The sequence below is a fragment of the Bradyrhizobium sp. LA6.8 genome (assembly GCF_040547935.1).
Classification (GTDB): Bacteria; Pseudomonadota; Alphaproteobacteria; order Rhizobiales; family Xanthobacteraceae; genus Bradyrhizobium; species Bradyrhizobium barranii.
On sequence record NZ_JBEPQQ010000006.1, the window covers coordinates 154,385 to 172,416 of the forward strand.

The following is an 18,032-nucleotide window of genomic DNA, read 5'->3' on the forward strand; positions in this document are numbered from 1 at the left end:
CAACAGATCGCTTGGGAACAGGATGACGGATCAGGCGATTTTGGTCACGGGAGCCGCCGGGTTCATCGGCTTTCACGTCGCCCGGCAGCTGCTGGCCGAGGGCCGGCCCGTGGTCGGGCTCGACAATCTCAACAGCTATTACGATCCGGCGCTGAAACAGGCGCGCTTGGCGCTGCTTCGGAGCGATTCCCGCTTCACCTTCGTCGAGGCCGATCTCGCCGACCGCGAGACCATCGCGGCGCTGTTCGCGCGACATCGATTTGACAAAGTCGTGCATCTCGCGGCCCAGGCCGGCGTGCGCTACTCGATCGACCATCCGCACACTTACGCCGATTCCAATCTCCAGGGCTTTCTCAACGTGCTGGAGGGCTGCCGCAACAATTCTTGTCGTCATCTCGTCTACGCCTCGTCATCCTCCGTTTATGGCGCCAACACTAAACTGCCATTTGCTGTGCAGGACCGGACCGACCATCCCGTGAGCTTCTATGCCGCGACCAAGAAGGCGAACGAATTGATGGCGCAGTCCTACAGCCATCTCTACCGGCTGCCGGTCACGGGCCTGCGCTTCTTCACCATCTACGGCCCGTGGGGCCGGCCCGACATGGCCCTGTTTCTGTTCGTGAACGCCATCTTGGCGGAGCGTCCGATCCGGCTCTTTAACCATGGCAAAATGCGTCGCGACTTCACCTATATTGACGACGTCACCCGTGTAGTATCCAAGCTCATCGACCGGGTGCCCGCGGATGACCCGGCTGCCGCAAATGCGCCGTCTAAGGTCTACAATGTCGGCAACCACCATCCGGAAGAGCTGATGCATGTCGTCGGGCTTCTGGAGCAGGAGCTGGGTCGGACGGCAATCAAAGAATTGCTGCCGATGCAGCCGGGAGACGTCTTGGAAACGTTCGCGGATGTCGAGGATCTGACGCGCGACACCGGCTTTGCACCGTCAACGCCGATCGCGCTCGGGGTCCGCAATTTTGTCACCTGGTATCGGGACTACTTCAAGGTTTGAAATGACGATGGACAAACGCATTATCCCCCTGATCATGTGCGGCGGTGCCGGCACGCGGCTGTGGCCGGCTTCGCGCGAGGTGCGCCCAAAACAGTTCCTGCCGCTGTTCGGCACGCGCTCGACCTTCCAGGACACGCTGCTGCGCGTGTCGGATGCCTCGCTGTTCGATCGTCCGATCGTCATCACCAATGCGTCCTATCGCTTCATGGTGCTGGAGCAGCTCGCCGAGATCGGCATCGAGGCCGACGTGATCCTCGAGCCGATGCGGCGCGATTCCGGTCCCGCGATCGCTGCGGGCGCGGTGTTCGCGCAGAACCGCGCCAGTGACGCGATCGTGCTCGCGCTCGCCGCCGACCACGTGGTGCAGGACAATGCCGTCTTCGTCGCGGCGTGCCGCGAGGGCCTCACCGCCGCGAGCGCCGGGCGCATCGTCACCTTCGGCGTCAAGCCGGAGCGGCCGGCGACTGAATACGGCTATATCAGCCCGGGCGAGGTGATCTCCGGCGAGGTGCACGCCGTCGCGCGCTTCGTCGAAAAGCCTGATGCCGTGAAGGCGGCCGACTACCTCAGTTCGGGCTATCTCTGGAACAGCGGCAACTTCATGTTCCCGGCCACTGTCCTGCTCGACGAATACCGCAGGGTCGACGCGGCGAGCGTCGAGGCGATCTCCAATGCGGTGAGCAATGCCGGCCGCGATCTCGGCTTCGTGACGCTGGAGCCCGAGGCGTTCGGCGCGGCGAAGGCGATCTCGATCGACTATGCGGTGATGGAGAAGACCTCGCGCGCAGCGGTCGTGCCGGTGTCCTGCGGCTGGTCCGACGTCGGCTCCTGGCACGCGGTGTGGGAGTTGTCGGAGAAGGACGCGCAAGGCAATGCTTCGCACGGCAGCGCGGTGTTCGAAGACTCGCGCAACTGCAACGTCACCACAGATGCAGCGCTGGTCGCGCTCGAAGGCGTCGACGATCTCGTTGTGGTCGCCACCGCGGATGCGGTGCTGGTCTCGCGCCAGAAGGATGCCAACGGCCTGAAGCGCCTCGTGACCAAGCTGAAGGCGGTCGCACCGAAGGTCACTGAGGAGCATCTCAAGGTGCACCGGCCCTGGGGCAGCTACCAGTCCGTCGACAATGGCGAGCGCCACCAGGTCAAGCGCATCGTGGTCAAGCCGGGCGGGCGGCTGTCGCTGCAGAAGCATCATCATCGCGCCGAGCACTGGATCGTCGTCCGCGGCGCCGCCCGGGTGACCGTCAACGAGACCGTCAAGACGGTGCACGAGAACGAGTCCATCTACATCCCGATGGGCGCGGTGCATCGGATGGAGAATCCCGGCAAGATCATGCTGGAACTCATCGAGGTCCAGACCGGAAGCTATCTCGGGGAAGACGACATCATCCGGATTGAAGACGACTATCAAAGGTCGTAACCAGCAAGCTCCGAATCACGCGACCCGGGCCGGAAGGCGCAAGCTTTTGGCGCTAAGGCCCGGGGAACGTGTAACTTTTTGAATCAAATCGTGTCCGGTCAATTCGGCTGACATTCGCCACAAATGTGGCGCCCGTGCTAGAAGCGGCCCGGGGATTTGCGTTGAATCGGGGTTTACTCAGATGAGTTCCAAAGGGTTTGCACCGGCAAAGGCCGGCTTGCGCGTTGGCGTCGTTGGCGCGGGCGTGATGGGCAGCAACCATGCGCGCGTGCTCGCGGGTCTTCCAGGCGTCAGCCTCGTCGGTGTGGTCGATCCGTCGCCAGCGCATCTGACCCGCACCACCGAGCTTGCCAGCTGCCAGGGTTTCGAGACGCTCGACCAGCTCCTCGCCGAAGGCGTCGACGCCGTCACCATCGCCGCGCCGACCCATCTGCATCACGAGGTCGCGCTCGCCTGCATCGCCAGGAACGTTCATGTGCTGGTGGAGAAGCCGATCGCCTCCACGGTCGCGGAAGGTCGCGAGATCGTCGCCGCCGCGCAAAAGGCCGGCGTGACGCTGATGATCGGCCATGTCGAGCGCTTCAATCCGGCGGTTGCCGCCGTCAAGCAGGCGATCGCAGGCGAAGATATTCTCTCCATCGCGATCACCCGCGTCGGCCCGTTCCCGCCGCGCATGTCCAATGTCGGCGTCGTCATCGACCTCGCCGTGCACGACATCGATCTGATCCGCTGGTTCACCGAATCCGACATCGTCGAGGTGCAGCCGCAATTGTCGAGCGCGGTCGCCGAGCGCGAGGACATCGCGCTCTTGCAGTTCCGCACCGCCAACGGCGTGCTCGCGCACATCAACACCAACTGGCTGACGCCGTTCAAGGCGCGCAGCGTCACGGTCGCGACGCGCGGCAAATACGTGATGGGCGATCTGTTGACGCGCCAGGTCACCGAGTGCTTCGGCTTCAAGCCGGACGGCAGCTATTCGATGCGGCATCTGCCGGTCGGCCACGACGAGCCGCTCCGCGCCGAGTTGATCGCGTTCCTGAAGGCCGTCCGCAACGGCGAGACGCCGGCGGTCACCGGCGACGAGGGCGTCGCCAGTCTCGAGATCGCCACGCAGTGCCTGGAAACACCGTCCCGGCCCGCAGCCACGTCGTCCGCCCGCAAGGGTCCGCGCCGCGTCGCGGGCTGATCTCTTCTCCATGTCGACCGCTCAAAACCCGCAAGGCGCCATGAACCAGCATCTGCGTTCCGAACCCATTCCCTTCGTCGACGTCGCCTCGCAGCGCCGCCGGCTCGGCGCCTCGCTCGATGCCGCCGTCAAGCGCGTCCTCGACCATTGCCAGTTCGTCAATGGTCCTGAAGTCGCCGAGCTCGAGAAGCAGCTTGCGGCCTATAGCGGCGCCAAGCACGTGATCGGCTGCGCCAGCGGCACCGATGCGATCCTGATGGTCATGATGGCGAAAAATGTCGGCCCCGGCGATGCCGTGCTGTGCCCGTCCTTCACCTTCATCGCAACCGCGTCGCCGGTGGCGCGCACCGGCGCGACGCCTGTTTACGTCGATGTCGATGAAGCCACCTTCAACATGAGCCCGGAGTCGCTGAAGCGCGGCATCGCGACCGCCCGCAAGGCCGGCCTGAAGCCGGTCGCGGTGATTCCGGTCGACTTGTTCGGCCAGCCCGCCGACCACGATTCCATCGCCGAGATCGCCAGGGCGGAAGGTCTGTTCGTGCTCGACGACGCCGCACAGGGGTTTGGTGCGAGCTACAAGGGCCGCAGGCTCGGCACCTTCGGGCTCGCCACCGCGACCAGCTTCTTCCCGGCCAAACCGCTCGGCTGCTTCGGCGACGGCGGCGCGATCTTCACCGATGACGACGAACTCGCCGCGACGCTGCGCAGCATCCGCGTGCACGGGCAGGGCGTGGACAAATACGACAACGTCCGCCTCGGCCTGACCGGCCGGCTCGACACGATGCAGGCCGCGATCCTGATCGAGAAGCTGAAGATTTTTGACGACGAGATCGCCGCCCGCAAAAAGGTTGCGGAGCGTTACGCGCGTGGCCTGTCGAACGTGGTCACCGTGCCGCGGCTTGCGCCGGGCAACACCTCGGTTTGGGCGCAGTACACGATCCGTCTCCCTGAGGGCACCGACCGCGACGGCTTCGCCGCCGCGCTGAAGGCCCAGGGCGTGCCGACCGCGATCTATTACGGCAAGTCGATGCATCAGCAGACCGCCTACAAGCAGTATCCGGTCGCCGACGGCGGCCTGCCGGGCTGCGAGAACCTGTCGCAGGACGTCATCAGCCTGCCGATGCACGCCTACCTGACGGAAGCCGACCAGGAGCGAATCATCGCCGCAGTCCGCGGCGCGATCGCGGGCTGATTTCGCTGTTTTGCCGCGCTGGTCGTCATGCCCGGGCTTGTCCCGGGCATCCACGTTCTTTGTGTGCGTGGCAAGGCGTGGATGGCCGGGACAAGCCCGGCCATGACGCTGTGGAGACTGTCGGCGCTCCTGGCGCACACCTCATGTGCGATTGCCCTCTCCCGGGAGGGGGCACACCTCTGCCGCGGCTTGCACCTAGACCTAATCGCGCCATGCTCTAAAACAGACGCATGCTCGGACGCATCTTCACAGTTGGTGGTTACACGCTGCTCTCGCGGCTGACGGGATTCGCCCGCGACATCATGCTTGCGGCGATCCTGGGCGCCGGCCCCGTGGCCGACGCCTTTTTCGTGGCGCTGCGGCTGCCCAATCATTTCCGCGCGATCTTTGCCGAGGGCGCCTTCAATGCCGCCTGGGTGCCGGCCTATGCGCATGTCCATGGCGAGCGCGGGGAGGGGGCGGCAAGACTGTTCGCCGATCGCATCTTCACGCTGCTGCTGGCCTCGCAGGTGCTGCTGCTGATCATCGCCTGGCTGTTCATGCCGCAGGCCATGAGCATTCTGGCGCCGGGCTTTTCCGAGGATGCCGAGCAGCGCAAGCTCGCGATCGAGCTGACCCGGATCACCTTTCCCTATCTGCTGCTGATCACGCTGGTGACGCTCTATGGCGGCATGCTCAACGTGATGCAGCGCTTTGCCAGTGCCGCGGCGGCATCGATCTTCCTCAACATCTCCATGATGATGACGCTGGCGCTCGCCGCCTGGTTTCCCAGCGCGGGCCACGCCGCCGCCTGGGGCGTCCTGATTTCCGGCTTCCTGCAATATTTCCTGCTCGCGGGCGATCTCGCGCGCCATGGCGGCCTGCCGCGCTTTGCGCCGCTGAAGCTCGACGAAGACGTCCGCAGCTTCTTCAAGGCGCTTGGGCCGGCGACGCTGGGATCGATGGGCACGCAGGTCGCGCTGTTTGCCGACACCATCATCGCGACCTTTCTGCCGGCAGGCGCGCTGTCCGCGCTCTATTATGCCGACCGCCTCAACCAGCTGCCGATCGGTGTGATCGGCATCGCGATCGGCACGGTGCTGCTGCCCGAGATGTCGCGGCGGATCACCGCCAACGATCATGACGGCGCGATGAAGGCGCAGCGCCGCGCCTTCGATTTCACGCTGCTGTTCTCGGTGCCGTTCGTGGCGGCCTTCATCACCGTGCCCGACGCGATCATGCGTGCGCTGTTCGCCCGCGGGGCGTTCTCGAAGGCCGATGCCGCCGCCGCCGGCGCCACGCTCGCGGCCTATGCCATCGGCCTGATCCCCTTCGTGCTGATCCGCAGCGCGGTCGCGACCTTCTATGCGCGCAAGGACACCGCAACGCCGGTTCGCGCCTCGCTAACCGGCATCGCGGTCAATGTCGCCCTGAAGGTCGCGCTGATGGGATCGCTCGCCCAGATCGGTTTGGCGCTGGCAACAGCCGTCGGTGTCTGGACCAATCTGCTGCTGGTGCTCTTCTTCGCCGTGCGGCGAGGCTTTCTCGTGCTGGACCGCGCCTGGTTGATGTCGCTCGCCAAATTCCTGCTGACCGGACTGATCCTCGCCGCCACGTTCTGGCTGATCGCGCGCTTCAGCGGTTCTATGCTGGGCTCGATGCACTTCCGCGATGAGCTGATGCTGGTGCTGCTGGCCGTCGGAGGCACCATCGTCTACGCGCTCGCGATCCTCATCCTGTTTGGTCGCCGCTGGTTGGTCTCGCTGGTGCGTGGCTAGGCCTGTATCAATCCGACGGGCCAAAGCCTGCTGCAGCAGGCGAGACACGCCGGAAGGAGCCATCACGTATATGGCTCTCCTCTGGTTCCCGGTACATGGTAACGTTTAACCTCGGTCGAGTTCGAAAGGGTGCGGTCTCACCAACGGTTTTGCGATGACCAGACGGGCGAAAAAGGCGACCTCGCCGCGGAAAGGGCGGGTTGGTGCTACCCTTGCGTCCCCCAGTTTGCAGGGTCGCGCGCAGGACATTGCGCTGATCGATCACCTGATCGAACGGATCGACCAAGGTGGATCCACGCTTGTTATCAGCGGTGAGCCCGGCATCGGAAAATCTGCGCTCCTCGATGTTGCCAGGCACAGAGCCAGTGAACGCGGCTTCTCCGTCTTGAGCATGACCGGCGTCCTCGCCGAAGTCCATTTGCCGTTTGCAGCACTTGAACAGGCCTTGCGTCCGCTGATGAAAGGGGCCGAGGGCCTTGTCCCTCGCCAGCGATCGGCCTTGCTGGCCGCTTTTGGCATGCATGACGACGCTGGGCCGCCCGATATCTTCCTGGTTGCGCTCGCGACGCTGTCTCTTCTGAGCGAAAGGGCGACGCGCGAGCCTCTGCTGCTTGTTGCCGACGATGCCCAATGGCTGGATCAGGCGACCTTTGAGGTGCTGGCCTTCGTCTCACGCAGGCTGAGCTCGGACCCGATCGTTCTCGTGGTCGCCATGCGCGACGACTTCAAGAGTTCGCTTGGCGACGCCTCCACCCTGAGGCTGCGCCTTTCAGGGCTCGATCAAGCCGACGCCGAGCATTTGCTGGACGCCAACGCGCCGGGCCTTCCGGCGGAGCTGCGCAGCCGCTTCCTTCGGGAGGCCTCGGGCAATCCGCTGGCCCTTGTGGAACTGCCCCGCGGAGAACGAGCCGCTGGAGATGCGCCGTGGCTTCCGCTGACCGACCGGCTCGAGCGCGCCTTCTCCAGTCGCTTGTCCGACCTCCCGCACATCGCGCAATTGCTGTTGTTCGTGACGGCGGAGAACGACGGGACATCGCTCCACGAAATCCTTTCCGCCGCCGAAGCCGTGTTGGGCGAGCACGTGGGTATCGCTGCCATCGCGCCCGCGGTCGCCGCGAAACTCATCGAGATCAACGGGACGGAGGTGAGGTTTCGGCATCCGCTCGTTCGCTCCGCCATGCACCAGGCCGCCGACCCGGCGACCCGCCAAAGGATCCACGCCGCGCTTGCTGCCGTGATTCACGATCAGCTCGACCGCCAATTGTGGCATCGTGCCGCAGCAACGATCGGACCTGACGACGAACTCGCCGGCGAATACGACCTGATGGCGGCGCGCGCGTTGCGGCGCGGCGCCGTGGCGATGGCGATCGAGGTTCTGGAAAGCGCGGCACGGCTGAGCAGCACGGCGAAGGCGAGAGGCGACCGGCTGTTGCGGGCAGCCGAACTCGCCGCCGATCTGGGGCAGCCGGAGCTCATGGAGCGCCTGCTGCGGCAGGCCGACATCGACGAGACGAACCAGTTGGCGCTGGTCCGGATCGCCTGGTGCCGTGAGATCAGCCAGCCCCCGGCGGTCAACGATCCCGCGAAGATTCTCGCATTGATTGGGTTTGCCGCGAAAGCCCACGCCGCCGGCGCGATCGATCTGGCCGCCAATCTTCTTTGGCGAGCCGCGCAACGTTGCTGGTGGAGCAGCGCAAGCGATGAACTCTGCGCAAGGGTTCACGATGCGGCCGCGCGGCTGGAATTGCCTGACGGGGACCCCCGCCTGATCGCGATATCCGCTTACGTCGAGCCGCTGCGGCGGGGGGCGGACTTGTACCTCAAGCTTCAGGGGCTTGCGGGAACGGCGCACAGCGACTCCACCGTTGCGAGCATCCTCGGCAGCACCGCCAATGTCATCGGGACCTTCGACATCGGCGTGAACTTTCTCGCCGAGTCCAGTGCCGTGCTGCGCATGCAGGGACGGCTCAGCGATCTCGCCCGGGTGCTTTTCGCCCAAGGGTGGGCGGAAATGGAAGTCGGTGACTGGCGGGGCGCCATGAGGGAGGCCGAGGAATCCGCCCGGCTTGCCGAAGAGACCGGCGGGCTTCCGTGGATTGCCGCAGCCACGATCCTGAAAGCCAGGCTCGCAGGAATGCAGGGCAATCTGGAGCAATCCGAAGCGTATGCGGCGCAGGCGGAAGCCCTGGCCCTGTCCATCGGCGCGAGTTTCCTGCTGGCCATGTTGCAGATCGCACGAGGCGTATCCGCAATCGGCGCGGGCCGTCATTGGGAGGCCTTTGAGCATCTGCGACGCCTGTTCACGCCGGCCGATCCCGCTTTCAATTTCGGCCTTCAGTTCTTTGGCCTCGCGGATTTCGTGGAGGCCGCCGTGTCGTCCGGCAATGCGGACGAGGCGAGCCGCGTGCTTGATGAGATCGAGCGCGCCTCGGCTCCGACGCCGGTGCCGTGGGTCGGGACGATGCTGCAATATGGCAAGGCGTTCCTCGCTGCGCCGGAAGACGCCGAGCCGTTCTTCCTGCAAGGTCTTGGACTGCAAGGTCCTGGGCCGGCCGCGAAGAAATGGCCGTTCCTGCGAGCCCGTTTTCTCCTGGCCTATGGCGGATGGCTGCGCCGCCAGCGCAGATCCGCCAATGCGAGGGCTCCGTTGCGCGAGGCACGCGACATGTTCGATGCGCTCGGCGCTTCGCCCTGGAGCGATCGGGCCCGCGAGGAACTGCGAGCGTCGGGCGAAACCAGCCGCCGGCGAACCGAACAGGTGTGGGACACGCTGACCCCGCAGGAGCTTCACATCGCGCAACTCGCCGCTGAAGGTCTCTCGAACAAGGAGATCGGCGCCAGACTGTATCTGTCCCACAGAACTGTCGGATACCACCTGCACCGGATATTTTCGAAGGCCGGAATCACCTCGCGGTCCGGGCTACGCCCCGTTCTCGCAAGCATCAGCCGCCCCGCGGACTGATCGCCGTCCCGTCATCGGACTGGTCATTTGACAGAAGCGGCAGCCCCTCCGCGCGGGCTAGCTGTGCGAGTGCGTCTACCCCCAAGCAAAAGTTGACCATGAAACTGTTCTCTTCACTCGCAATCCTCAGCCTCGGAGCAATCCTCATGACCCAAGCCGCCGACGCGGCCCCAGACGCCGGGACCGACCCCCGGATCGATCCCCAGGTTCGCGCCTTCCTGCGCGAGATCAACAAGGATCCGAGCCCGTTCTGGGAGCTGCCCCAGCCCAAGCCGCAGGACATCCTGACCGAGCTTCAGAACAAGACGCCAGTCGACATGTCGGGGGTGAACACGACCGAGCAGACCATCAGCCAGGATGGTCAGTCCGTGAAAATCTACATCATGAAGCCCGAGCACATGACCGGAAAGCCCGGCGTACTGCTGTTCATTCACGGCGGCGTCTGGATCGTCGGCAATTTCCAGAACCATCAGCGTCTGTTGCGCGACCTGGTGGTCGGCTCCGGCCAGATCGGTGTTTTCGTTGAGTACACGTCCCTGCCGAAGGCGCGCTTCCCCACGCAGCTCGACCAGTCCTATGCGGTGCTGAAATGGGTGGCGAGCCACGCCGAAGAGTTCGGCGCGGACGGTAGCCGGATCGCGGTGGCCGGCAATTCGGTTGGCGGCAACATGACCGCGGCATTGTCGCTGATGGCCAAAGACCGCAGCGGACCCAAGATCAGCTATCAGGTCATGATGATCCCGGCGACCGACGCCAGCGTCGACACCGCATCCTACCACGAATATGGCACGGGACGATTTCTCGCCCGCGCCTTCATGAAATACGGCTGGGATCTGTACGCGCCGGACGCAGCGACGCGCAACAACCCCTACGTCTCGCCGCTGCGCGCCAGCCTGCAGCAATTGAAGGGGCTTCCCCCGGCTCTTGTCATCACCGCAGAGAACGATCCGCTGCGCGACGAAGGCGAGGCTTACGCGCGCAAGCTCAAGGAGGCCGGCGTGTCCGTGATCGCGACCCGCTACAACGGGATGATCCACGACTTCGTCCTGCTGAACGGCATCCAGAGCGACCCCGAGCCCCAGGCCGCGATTCGGCAGATGTCGGCGGAGATCAAGGCACATCTCGCGCCTTGATCTGCCTTGGAAGAGCAGGCGGCGACATTGTCGCCGCCTGCTGTTTGCCGGCCGATCCCGAATTGATGATTGCCGCGCTTTCGCGCAATGCCCCGCTGACTGAATAAGTCCAGTCGGGTGGCGTCTGCAGCAACTTGCCAAGCCCAGTTTTGCGATTCTCGTCGGCTCACAGTCTCAAGGCCGACATCACGGCATCGGTTGGTACAGCCAGAATCCTCAATCTTGGTACTTTTTTATAGCCAGGCGCAACGCATCTACTCGCTACGACCATGGATCGGAGCGAGCCCGATCCATCGGGCTTGGCGGGAGTTCCGATCAGTGCAGACAACTCAATCGCCGACACGGAGACAGGAGTTCCACACTGCCTGGCATTTTGTGGAAAGCCGGCGCGTGCGCGCTCCCTCACATTTCCACCGAAGAGACCAAGGAGAAAATCCCATGAAGGCGATCGTTGTAACGGAGCAAGCCGCGGGAACGGGCGGCATGAAGCTGGTGAACCGGCCCGAGCCGCAGGCAGCGATAAACGATGTCGTCGTCCAGGTTCATGCGTCGAGATTTATCCCGACTGAACTTGCGTGGCCCTCGAGCTGGGCCGATCGTCTTGATCGCGACCGAACGCCGTCGATCCCTGGGCACGAGCTGGCCGGAGTGGTCTCTGCCCTTGGATATGGAACGACGGGGCTGTCGGTGGGACAACGGGTGTTCGGCCTCGCGGACTGGTATCGCGACGGCACGCTGGCCGAGTACGTGGCAATCGAGGCGCGCAACCTTGCGCCGTTGCCGGGCGACGTCGACTTTACCGTGGGCGCGAGCCTGCCGATCTCGGGCCTCACCGCGTGGCAAGGGCTGTTCCAGCACGGTCGCCTTCAGGCGGGGCAGAGCGTGCTGGCACACGGGGCGGCAGGCGCAGTCGGGTCTATGGTGACGCAACTCGCACGAGCGGCCGGAGCTTATGTCATCGGCTCCGGACGTGCCGCCGATCGTCAGACAGTGCTCGACCTCGGCGCGAAGGAGTTCGTCGACCTCGACAACGACGCACTGGAGGACATCGGCGAAGTCGATCTGGTGTTCGATGTCATCGGTGGTGAGATCCAGAAGCGGTCCACAGGACTCATTCGAGCCGGGGGAACACTGGTGTCCATCGTCGGGCCGGTGGAAGCGCGGCCTTCCAACGGGCTGGCGATCGACTTCGTCGTCGAGGCTGATCGTGCCCAACTGAGTGAGATCGTTCAGCGGGTGCGGGACGGACGACTGCGGACTAACATCGGCAACGTCTCGACCCTCGACGATGCCGTCGCCGCCTTAAATCCGACCGAGCGAGGCAAGGGGAATACGATTATCCGCGTTCGTCCCTGAGCGACGCACGTCCGTTGATGCGCGCAGCCGGCCGGCTCGTCCAGGTCGGCCGGCTGTTGAGCATGTCCCCGCGGGTCAATAGCCGCCCTCGCAGAGCGGCCCGCAAACGTCCGCTTTGGAATGCCCCTCGCGTAGGGGGCATGAACCGTCGCGTCGAATGAGCGAATTCGTCGGAGCGAGGGACTCGCCTCCAAGGTGCAACCGACCTCCGCACATCCCTTGATTTTGCACGATTGCCGTGGTATTGGCGCCGCATGATCAAATCGTCGCGCCAATTCAACCGCAACCACATGACCCGCTTCGGCTGGGCCGTGGAAGGAGTCGCGCGCTAGGAATTCGACGACGACATCTTTTCCACCAGGCCCCGCCGGCATCGGACGGGGCCTTTTGTTTGGCCACGCTCCCTGCCGGCACAACAGCAGGAGCATCCGATGCCACCCCAACAGACGGACATCTCATCCGAGATTGAGCGCGATGCCGCGAGGCTTCGGCTCGACCTCTCCATCGTCTTGAGACTGATCAAGCGATACTGGCGTGCGTTTCAGGAGCTGCGGCAGCGCCCGCAGGTCGCATTGCAGGACCTGAGTGACAGGGAGCTGATGGATATCGGCTTGACGCGTAGCGAGATCGACTACATCACGCCTGAACGCGCTATCGATACGCTGAGAGATCGCGCCACGGATCTTTGGAGGCGGGGCGTGATATAGGTGATCAACCGTCAGAAGCGGAGATACGCTTTGCGAACAAGCGGCAGTCAGCACGACTACTTCTTAGGAGTGCACCGCGGGACGAGTTCGGCAACTATCGTGCCATCAACCGGACCGTTCCTCACAGGGAAATGACCAGGCTGCGGCGTTTTCGTCGCATCCCGCTCTGACAGGCGAGGCGCCGGGCGAGTCTTCGCGGCCTGTGCACGCCTAAAGCCGTTTGCCTTGCCACTTTTTCCACGGCAATATGCCCGCAAAACAACCATGAGGACGGGATAAGAAAATGGCGGCTCCCATCAAGTTCGGCGTTGGCCAAAGCGTGCTGCGCAAGGAGGATGACGCGCTCATCCGCGGCAAGGGCCGCTATACCGACGATTATGCGCCGCAGGCCGCGCTTCGCTGCCTGATGCTGCGCTCGCCGCACGCGCATGCCAAGTACACCATCGATGCGAGCCGGGCCCGCACGCTGCCGGGCGTTGCGCTGATCCTGACCGCCGATGATGTGAAGGATCTCGGCAATCTGCCCTGCCTGTTCAATCTCGAGACCGATCCCTTCACCGGCCCGCCTTACCCGATCCTCGCCAAAGACGAGGTGCGCCATGTCGGCGATTCCATCGCCTTCGTGGTCGCCGAGACCATCGACCAGGCCCGCGACGCGATCGAGGCGATCGAGGTCAAGTGGAGCCCGCTACCGGCGGTGACCGGCGTCGTCAACGCGGTCAAGAAGGGCGCGCCGCAGGTCTGGCCGGACAAGGCCGGCAACGTGCTGTTCGACGTCTCGATCGGCGACAAGGCGGCGACCGAGGCTGCCTTTGCGAAGGCGCATGCGGTGGCCGAAATCAACATCGTCAATCCGCGCGTGGTCGCGAGCTTCATGGAGGCGCGCGCGGCCGTCTGCGAATACGACGCCAAGCGCGATCATCTGACGCTGACTGTCGGCAGCCAGGGCAGCCATCGCCTGCGCGACATCCTCTGCCAGAACGTGCTCAACATCCCCACCGAGAAGATGCGGGTGATCTGCCCCGACGTCGGCGGCGGTTTCGGCACCAAGCTGTTTCCGTACCGCGAATACGCCTTGATGGCGGTCGCCGCGCGGCAGCTCAAGAAAGCCGTGAAATGGGCGGCCGACCGCACCGAGCACTTCATGGGCGATGCGCAGGGCCGCGACAACGTCACCACCGCCAAGATGGCGCTGGCCGAGGACGGAAAATTCCTCGCGATGGATTGCGACCTGATGGGCGACATGGGCGCGTATCTGTCGACCTTCGGGCCCTACATTCCGCATGGCGGCGCCGGCATGCTGCCGGGCCTCTACGACATCCAGGCCTTCCACTGCCGGGTGCGCACCATCTTCACCAACAGCGTGCCGGTCGATGCCTATCGCGGCGCGGGGCGGCCCGAGGCCGCTTACGTCATCGAACGCCTCGTGGACGCCTGTGCGCGAAAACTCGACATGACGCCGGACGCCATCCGCCGCAAGAATTTCATTCCGCCGAAGGCGCTGCCGTACAAGACCGCAACGGGCAAGGTCTACGATTCCGGCGACTTCGCCGCGCATCTCAAGCGCGCGATGGAGATCGGCGAGTGGAAGGAATTTCCTAAGCGTGCCAAGGCGGCGAAGAAGAATGGCCTGATCCGCGGCATTGGCCTTGCGAGCTATGTCGAGATCTGCGGCGTGATGGGCGAGGAGACCGCCAATGTGCGGCTCGATCCCAACGGCGACGTCACCGTCCTGATCGGCACACAGTCGAGCGGGCAGGGCCACCAGACGGCTTATGCGCAGATTGTCGCCGAGCAGTTCGGCCTGCCCCCGGAGCGCGTGCACGTGCGCCAGGGCGACACCGAAGAGATCGCCACGGGGCTCGGCACCGGCGGCTCGGCCTCGATCCCGTCAGGCGGCGTCAGCGTCGAGCGCGCCACGCGTGAGCTCGGGCAAAAGCTGAAGGAGATCGCGGCGCAGGCGCTGGAAGCCAGTGCCGGCGACCTCGAGCTCTCCGAAGGCGTCGTGCGGATCGCCGGCACCGACCGTTCGATGTCGTTTGCCGATCTCGCCAAGCGCGGGAGCGCCGATCCATCGAAGCTTAACGGCAGCGCCACCTTTGCCAGCGCCGACGGCACCTATCCGAACGGCACGCATCTGGCGGAAGTCGAGATCGATCCGGCCACCGGCATCATCAAGATCGTCAACTACGTGATCGTCGACGATTTCGGCAAGACGCTCAATCCGCTGCTTTTGGCGGGCCAGGTGCATGGCGGCGCCATGCAGGGCATCGGCCAGGCGCTGATGGAGCAGGTGGTCTACGGCGCCACTGACGGGCAGCTGATCACCGCGACCTTCATGGACTACGCGCTGCCGCGCGCGGCGGATGGTCCGGACTTCGTGTTCGAGACCAGCAACGTTCCCTGCACGACCAATCCGCTGGGCGTGAAGGGGGCGGGCGAGGCCGGCGCGATCGGCTCCTGTCCGGCCGTCGTCAACGCCATCGTCGACGGGCTCTGGCGCGAATACAAGATCGACCACATCGACATGCCGGCCACCCCGGAGCGGGTGTGGATCGCCGTCAACGAGCACCACCGCCGTCACAGCCTTTAATCTCGAGCTCGACCAAATAATCCATAGTGCGACGATCTATCGCCGCGCTTTGGATGGAATGAACTCTGCCAATCGGTGTTGGCCCAATGTGGGGTCAGCACGATCCTGTCTCAGGGAAAGGGATTTTGCGAATGAAGCGAGTGTTGGTTGTTGGGGGCGCGCTGCTGCTCGGCATGGGCGCGGTTTGGGCGCAGCAGGACTCCGTCAAGGAGGTCCAGACCCTCATGAAGGGCAACGGCAAGAACGCCGGCGCGGTTGCGGCGATCGTCAAGGGCGAGAAGCCTTACGACCAGGCCACGGTGGATAGCGCGCTGGCGCAGTTCGCGGATACTGCCAAGAAGCTGCCGAACCTGTTCCCGGCGAGCGCAAAGGGCCAGAAGCCCGAGGGCGACTACAGCGCCTCGCCGAAGATCTGGGAGGACAAGGCCGGCTTCGACGCCAAGATCGCAAGTTTCGCCAAGGTCGTCGGCGAGGCCAAGGGCAAGATCAAGGACCTGGATTCGCTCAAGGCGACTTTTCCCGCGGTCGGCAAGGAATGCGGCGGCTGTCACGAGACCTTTCGTGTGAAGAACAGCTGACGCGGAGCCGGCAAAAAGTGAGGGCGGATGCGCACGGCATCCGCCCTTTTTGCGTTGTATGCGGGCGCCTCGGTTGACTCGTACGCCTTTTCGGTCGGACGCGCATCTGGGCGGATCGAAGGCGAGCGCAATTGCTCAGCCGGCTCCCGAAGCTTTTCGAGCGGCAGGCTTGCGAGTCTCTTTTTCGAGTAACCACCCCAAAGCCTTGGCTGGGTTCAACCAGCGTGCCTCATCGATCTGTTCGGCGAGCGTCAGCGCATGAACGGTCAGTACCTCAATGTCCTGAGGATCGACGTCCGCCTTTTCCAGCACGTGTATGCACCGGTTGATCGCCGCCAGATCGAGCTGAAGTTGCTCGACACTTGAGTGGTGATGTTTGGCCCCCACGACTTTCCATGGTCTCCTTGCGCGCACTTTTTTCTCCCCATACGCGGTCACGCCTTCGTGAGTGCTGTTTGTGGCGGCAACACGAAAATGGATGGACGGAATCGGGGATGTTTGCGGGCGGCCCGTCAAAGGTAGGGCCGCAGCGGGGGAGGCTCGGACCATTGCGTTGAGGTGCCTCGGTGACCGAGGCATCGATTCGTCGAACCACACCAAGGGCAAAATTTGTTGGCGAGGCCTGGCTGATCGCTGTCGGGGCGCCACGTATGAGCTTATCTTCAACCGCAGCCGCTGCGACGTTGACGAGAGTTGTTGGATGCAGGCGCATCCGAGTCGTGTGCTCGATCGCAGAGTTCCAATTCGCGGCGAGAATCTGAATCAAAACAGCGAGGCAGGCCATGGTCAAACCGTTCCCGTCGAAGACGCACATCGGCAACCATATGCTGCATCCTGAAACGCTGATGCTGACCTATGGCTATGATCCGCAATTGTCGGAAGGCGCCATCAAGCCGCCGGTGTTCCTGACCTCCACCTTCGTGTTCAAGACGGCCGACGACGGGCAGGACTTCTTCGATTTCGTCGCCGGCCGGCGCGAGCCGCCGGAAGGGATGGGCGCGGGGCTGGTCTATTCCCGCTTCAACCACCCCAACAGCGAAATCGTCGAGGACAGGCTCGCGATCTACGAGCGCACCGAGAGCTGTGCGCTGTTCTCATCCGGCATGGCGGCCATCGCAACCACGATCCTGGCGTTCGTCCGCCCCGGCGACGTCATCCTGCACTCGCAGCCGCTCTATGGCGGGACGGAAACCCTGCTGACGAACACGCTTGCGCGCCTGTCGATCGGCGCCGTCGGCTTCGCCGATGGCGTTGATGAAGCGGCGGTCAGCCAGGCCTCGGAGGAGGCCATGCGCAAGGGCCGGGTCTCGATGATTCTGATCGAGACTCCGGCCAACCCGACCAACGGGCTGGTCGACGTCGCGATGATGCGCCGCGTCGCCGAAGCCATCGGAAAGACCCAGGGACACATTCCAATCATCGCCTGCGACAATACGCTGCTCGGACCGGTGTTTCAGCGGCCGATCGAGCATGGTGCGGACATTTCCCTGTCCTCGCTTACGAAATATGTCGGCGGTCATTCGGACCTGATCGCGGGTGCCGCGCTCGGCGCGAAGGCGATCGTGAAGGGCATCAAGGCGCTCCGTGGCGCCATCGGCACCCAGCTCGATCCGCATTCCTGCTGGATGATCAACCGCTCGCTCGAGACGCTGAGCCTGCGCATGGAGAAGGCCGACAGCAACGCGCGCCTCGTGGCGGACTATTTGCGCGATCACCCCAAGGTGGCCAAGGTCCACTATCTCGGCCATCTCGAAGAGGCTTCGCCGGCCGGAATGGTGTTCGCGCGGCAATGCCTGGGGGCGGGCTCCACCTTCTCGTTCGACATCGTCGGCGGCAAGGAAGCGGCGGTGAAATTTCTCAACGCGCTGCAAATCCTCAAGCTGGCGGTGAGTCTTGGCGGAACGGAGTCGCTTGCGAGCCTGCCTGCGACCATGACCCATTCCGGTGTTCCCGCCGACATCCGCATGAAAATCGGCGTGCTCGATTCCACGATCCGGCTGTCGATCGGCATCGAAAACCCGACGGACCTGATCGCCGATCTCGCGCAGGCGCTGAGTGGAGCTTAAAGGCGATGGGGTAGCGCAGGGTGCGCACACTGTCCGACGTCAGGGAGCTATGACGGATTCGGCGTCGGGC

Annotated in this window: 13 protein-coding genes; 12 read left to right on the top strand and 1 reads right to left on the bottom strand. The window is 64.2% G+C overall.

Annotated elements, in window-relative coordinates:
- The first annotated feature begins 22 nt into the window (after positions 1 to 22).
- The 11 genes from ABIA90_RS27205 (at position 23) to ABIA90_RS27255 (ending at position 15,896) form a co-directional block, all read left to right on the top strand.
- Positions 23 to 1,012, top strand: coding sequence for an SDR family NAD(P)-dependent oxidoreductase (locus ABIA90_RS27205; protein WP_354121745.1), 990 nt, complete (start codon positions 23 to 25; stop codon positions 1,010 to 1,012).
- Positions 1,013 to 1,019: 7 nt separating this feature from the next.
- Positions 1,020 to 2,432 carry a mannose-1-phosphate guanylyltransferase/mannose-6-phosphate isomerase gene (locus ABIA90_RS27210; protein WP_354121744.1) on the top strand — a complete coding sequence of 471 codons (1,413 nt, stop codon included), beginning with the start codon at positions 1,020 to 1,022 and terminating at the stop codon, positions 2,430 to 2,432.
- Positions 2,433 to 2,613: 181 nt separating this feature from the next.
- Positions 2,614 to 3,618 carry a Gfo/Idh/MocA family protein gene (locus ABIA90_RS27215; protein WP_028153038.1) on the top strand — a complete coding sequence of 335 codons (1,005 nt, stop codon included), beginning with the start codon at positions 2,614 to 2,616 and terminating at the stop codon, positions 3,616 to 3,618.
- Between the two features lie 40 nt (positions 3,619 to 3,658).
- Positions 3,659 to 4,810 (top strand): DegT/DnrJ/EryC1/StrS family aminotransferase, encoded by a 1,152-nt coding sequence (locus ABIA90_RS27220; protein WP_502916681.1) that lies wholly within the window; start codon positions 3,659 to 3,661, stop codon positions 4,808 to 4,810.
- Positions 4,811 to 5,040: 230 nt separating this feature from the next.
- Positions 5,041 to 6,567: a murein biosynthesis integral membrane protein MurJ gene (gene murJ, locus ABIA90_RS27225; protein WP_354121742.1), complete on the top strand. Its 1,527-nt coding sequence runs from the start codon at positions 5,041 to 5,043 to the stop codon at positions 6,565 to 6,567.
- Between the two features lie 154 nt (positions 6,568 to 6,721).
- Positions 6,722 to 9,529, top strand: a complete 2,808-nt coding sequence (locus ABIA90_RS27230) for a helix-turn-helix transcriptional regulator (protein ID WP_354121741.1) — start codon at positions 6,722 to 6,724, stop codon at positions 9,527 to 9,529.
- A 146-nt stretch (positions 9,530 to 9,675) separates the two neighbouring features.
- The gene (locus ABIA90_RS27235) at positions 9,676 to 10,662 is read left to right on the top strand and encodes an alpha/beta hydrolase (protein WP_354121740.1); all 987 of its coding nucleotides are present in this window, start codon (positions 9,676 to 9,678) and stop codon (positions 10,660 to 10,662) included.
- Between the two features lie 438 nt (positions 10,663 to 11,100).
- On the top strand, positions 11,101 to 12,018 hold the full coding sequence (locus ABIA90_RS27240) for an NADP-dependent oxidoreductase (protein ID WP_354121739.1): 918 nt from the start codon (positions 11,101 to 11,103) through the stop codon (positions 12,016 to 12,018).
- A 431-nt stretch (positions 12,019 to 12,449) separates the two neighbouring features.
- Positions 12,450 to 12,725, top strand: coding sequence for a YjiS-like domain-containing protein (locus ABIA90_RS27245; RefSeq protein ID WP_354121738.1), 276 nt, complete (start codon positions 12,450 to 12,452; stop codon positions 12,723 to 12,725).
- Between the two features lie 283 nt (positions 12,726 to 13,008).
- The gene (locus ABIA90_RS27250; protein ID WP_354121737.1) at positions 13,009 to 15,318 is read left to right on the top strand and encodes a xanthine dehydrogenase family protein molybdopterin-binding subunit; all 2,310 of its coding nucleotides are present in this window, start codon (positions 13,009 to 13,011) and stop codon (positions 15,316 to 15,318) included.
- A 131-nt stretch (positions 15,319 to 15,449) separates the two neighbouring features.
- On the top strand, positions 15,450 to 15,896 hold the full coding sequence (locus tag ABIA90_RS27255; protein WP_028153044.1) for a c-type cytochrome: 447 nt from the start codon (positions 15,450 to 15,452) through the stop codon (positions 15,894 to 15,896).
- 135 nt (positions 15,897 to 16,031) lie between these two features.
- On the opposite strand, the gene ABIA90_RS27260 is transcribed toward ABIA90_RS27255, so the two are convergent.
- Positions 16,032 to 16,310: a hypothetical protein gene (locus ABIA90_RS27260; RefSeq protein ID WP_354121736.1), complete on the bottom strand. Its 279-nt coding sequence runs from the start codon at positions 16,308 to 16,310 to the stop codon at positions 16,032 to 16,034.
- 368 nt (positions 16,311 to 16,678) lie between these two features.
- On the opposite strand from ABIA90_RS27260, the gene ABIA90_RS27265 reads away from it, so the two are divergent.
- Positions 16,679 to 17,962 carry a cystathionine gamma-synthase family protein gene (locus ABIA90_RS27265; protein WP_354121735.1) on the top strand — a complete coding sequence of 428 codons (1,284 nt, stop codon included), beginning with the start codon at positions 16,679 to 16,681 and terminating at the stop codon, positions 17,960 to 17,962.
- Positions 17,963 to 18,032 lie beyond the last annotated feature (70 nt).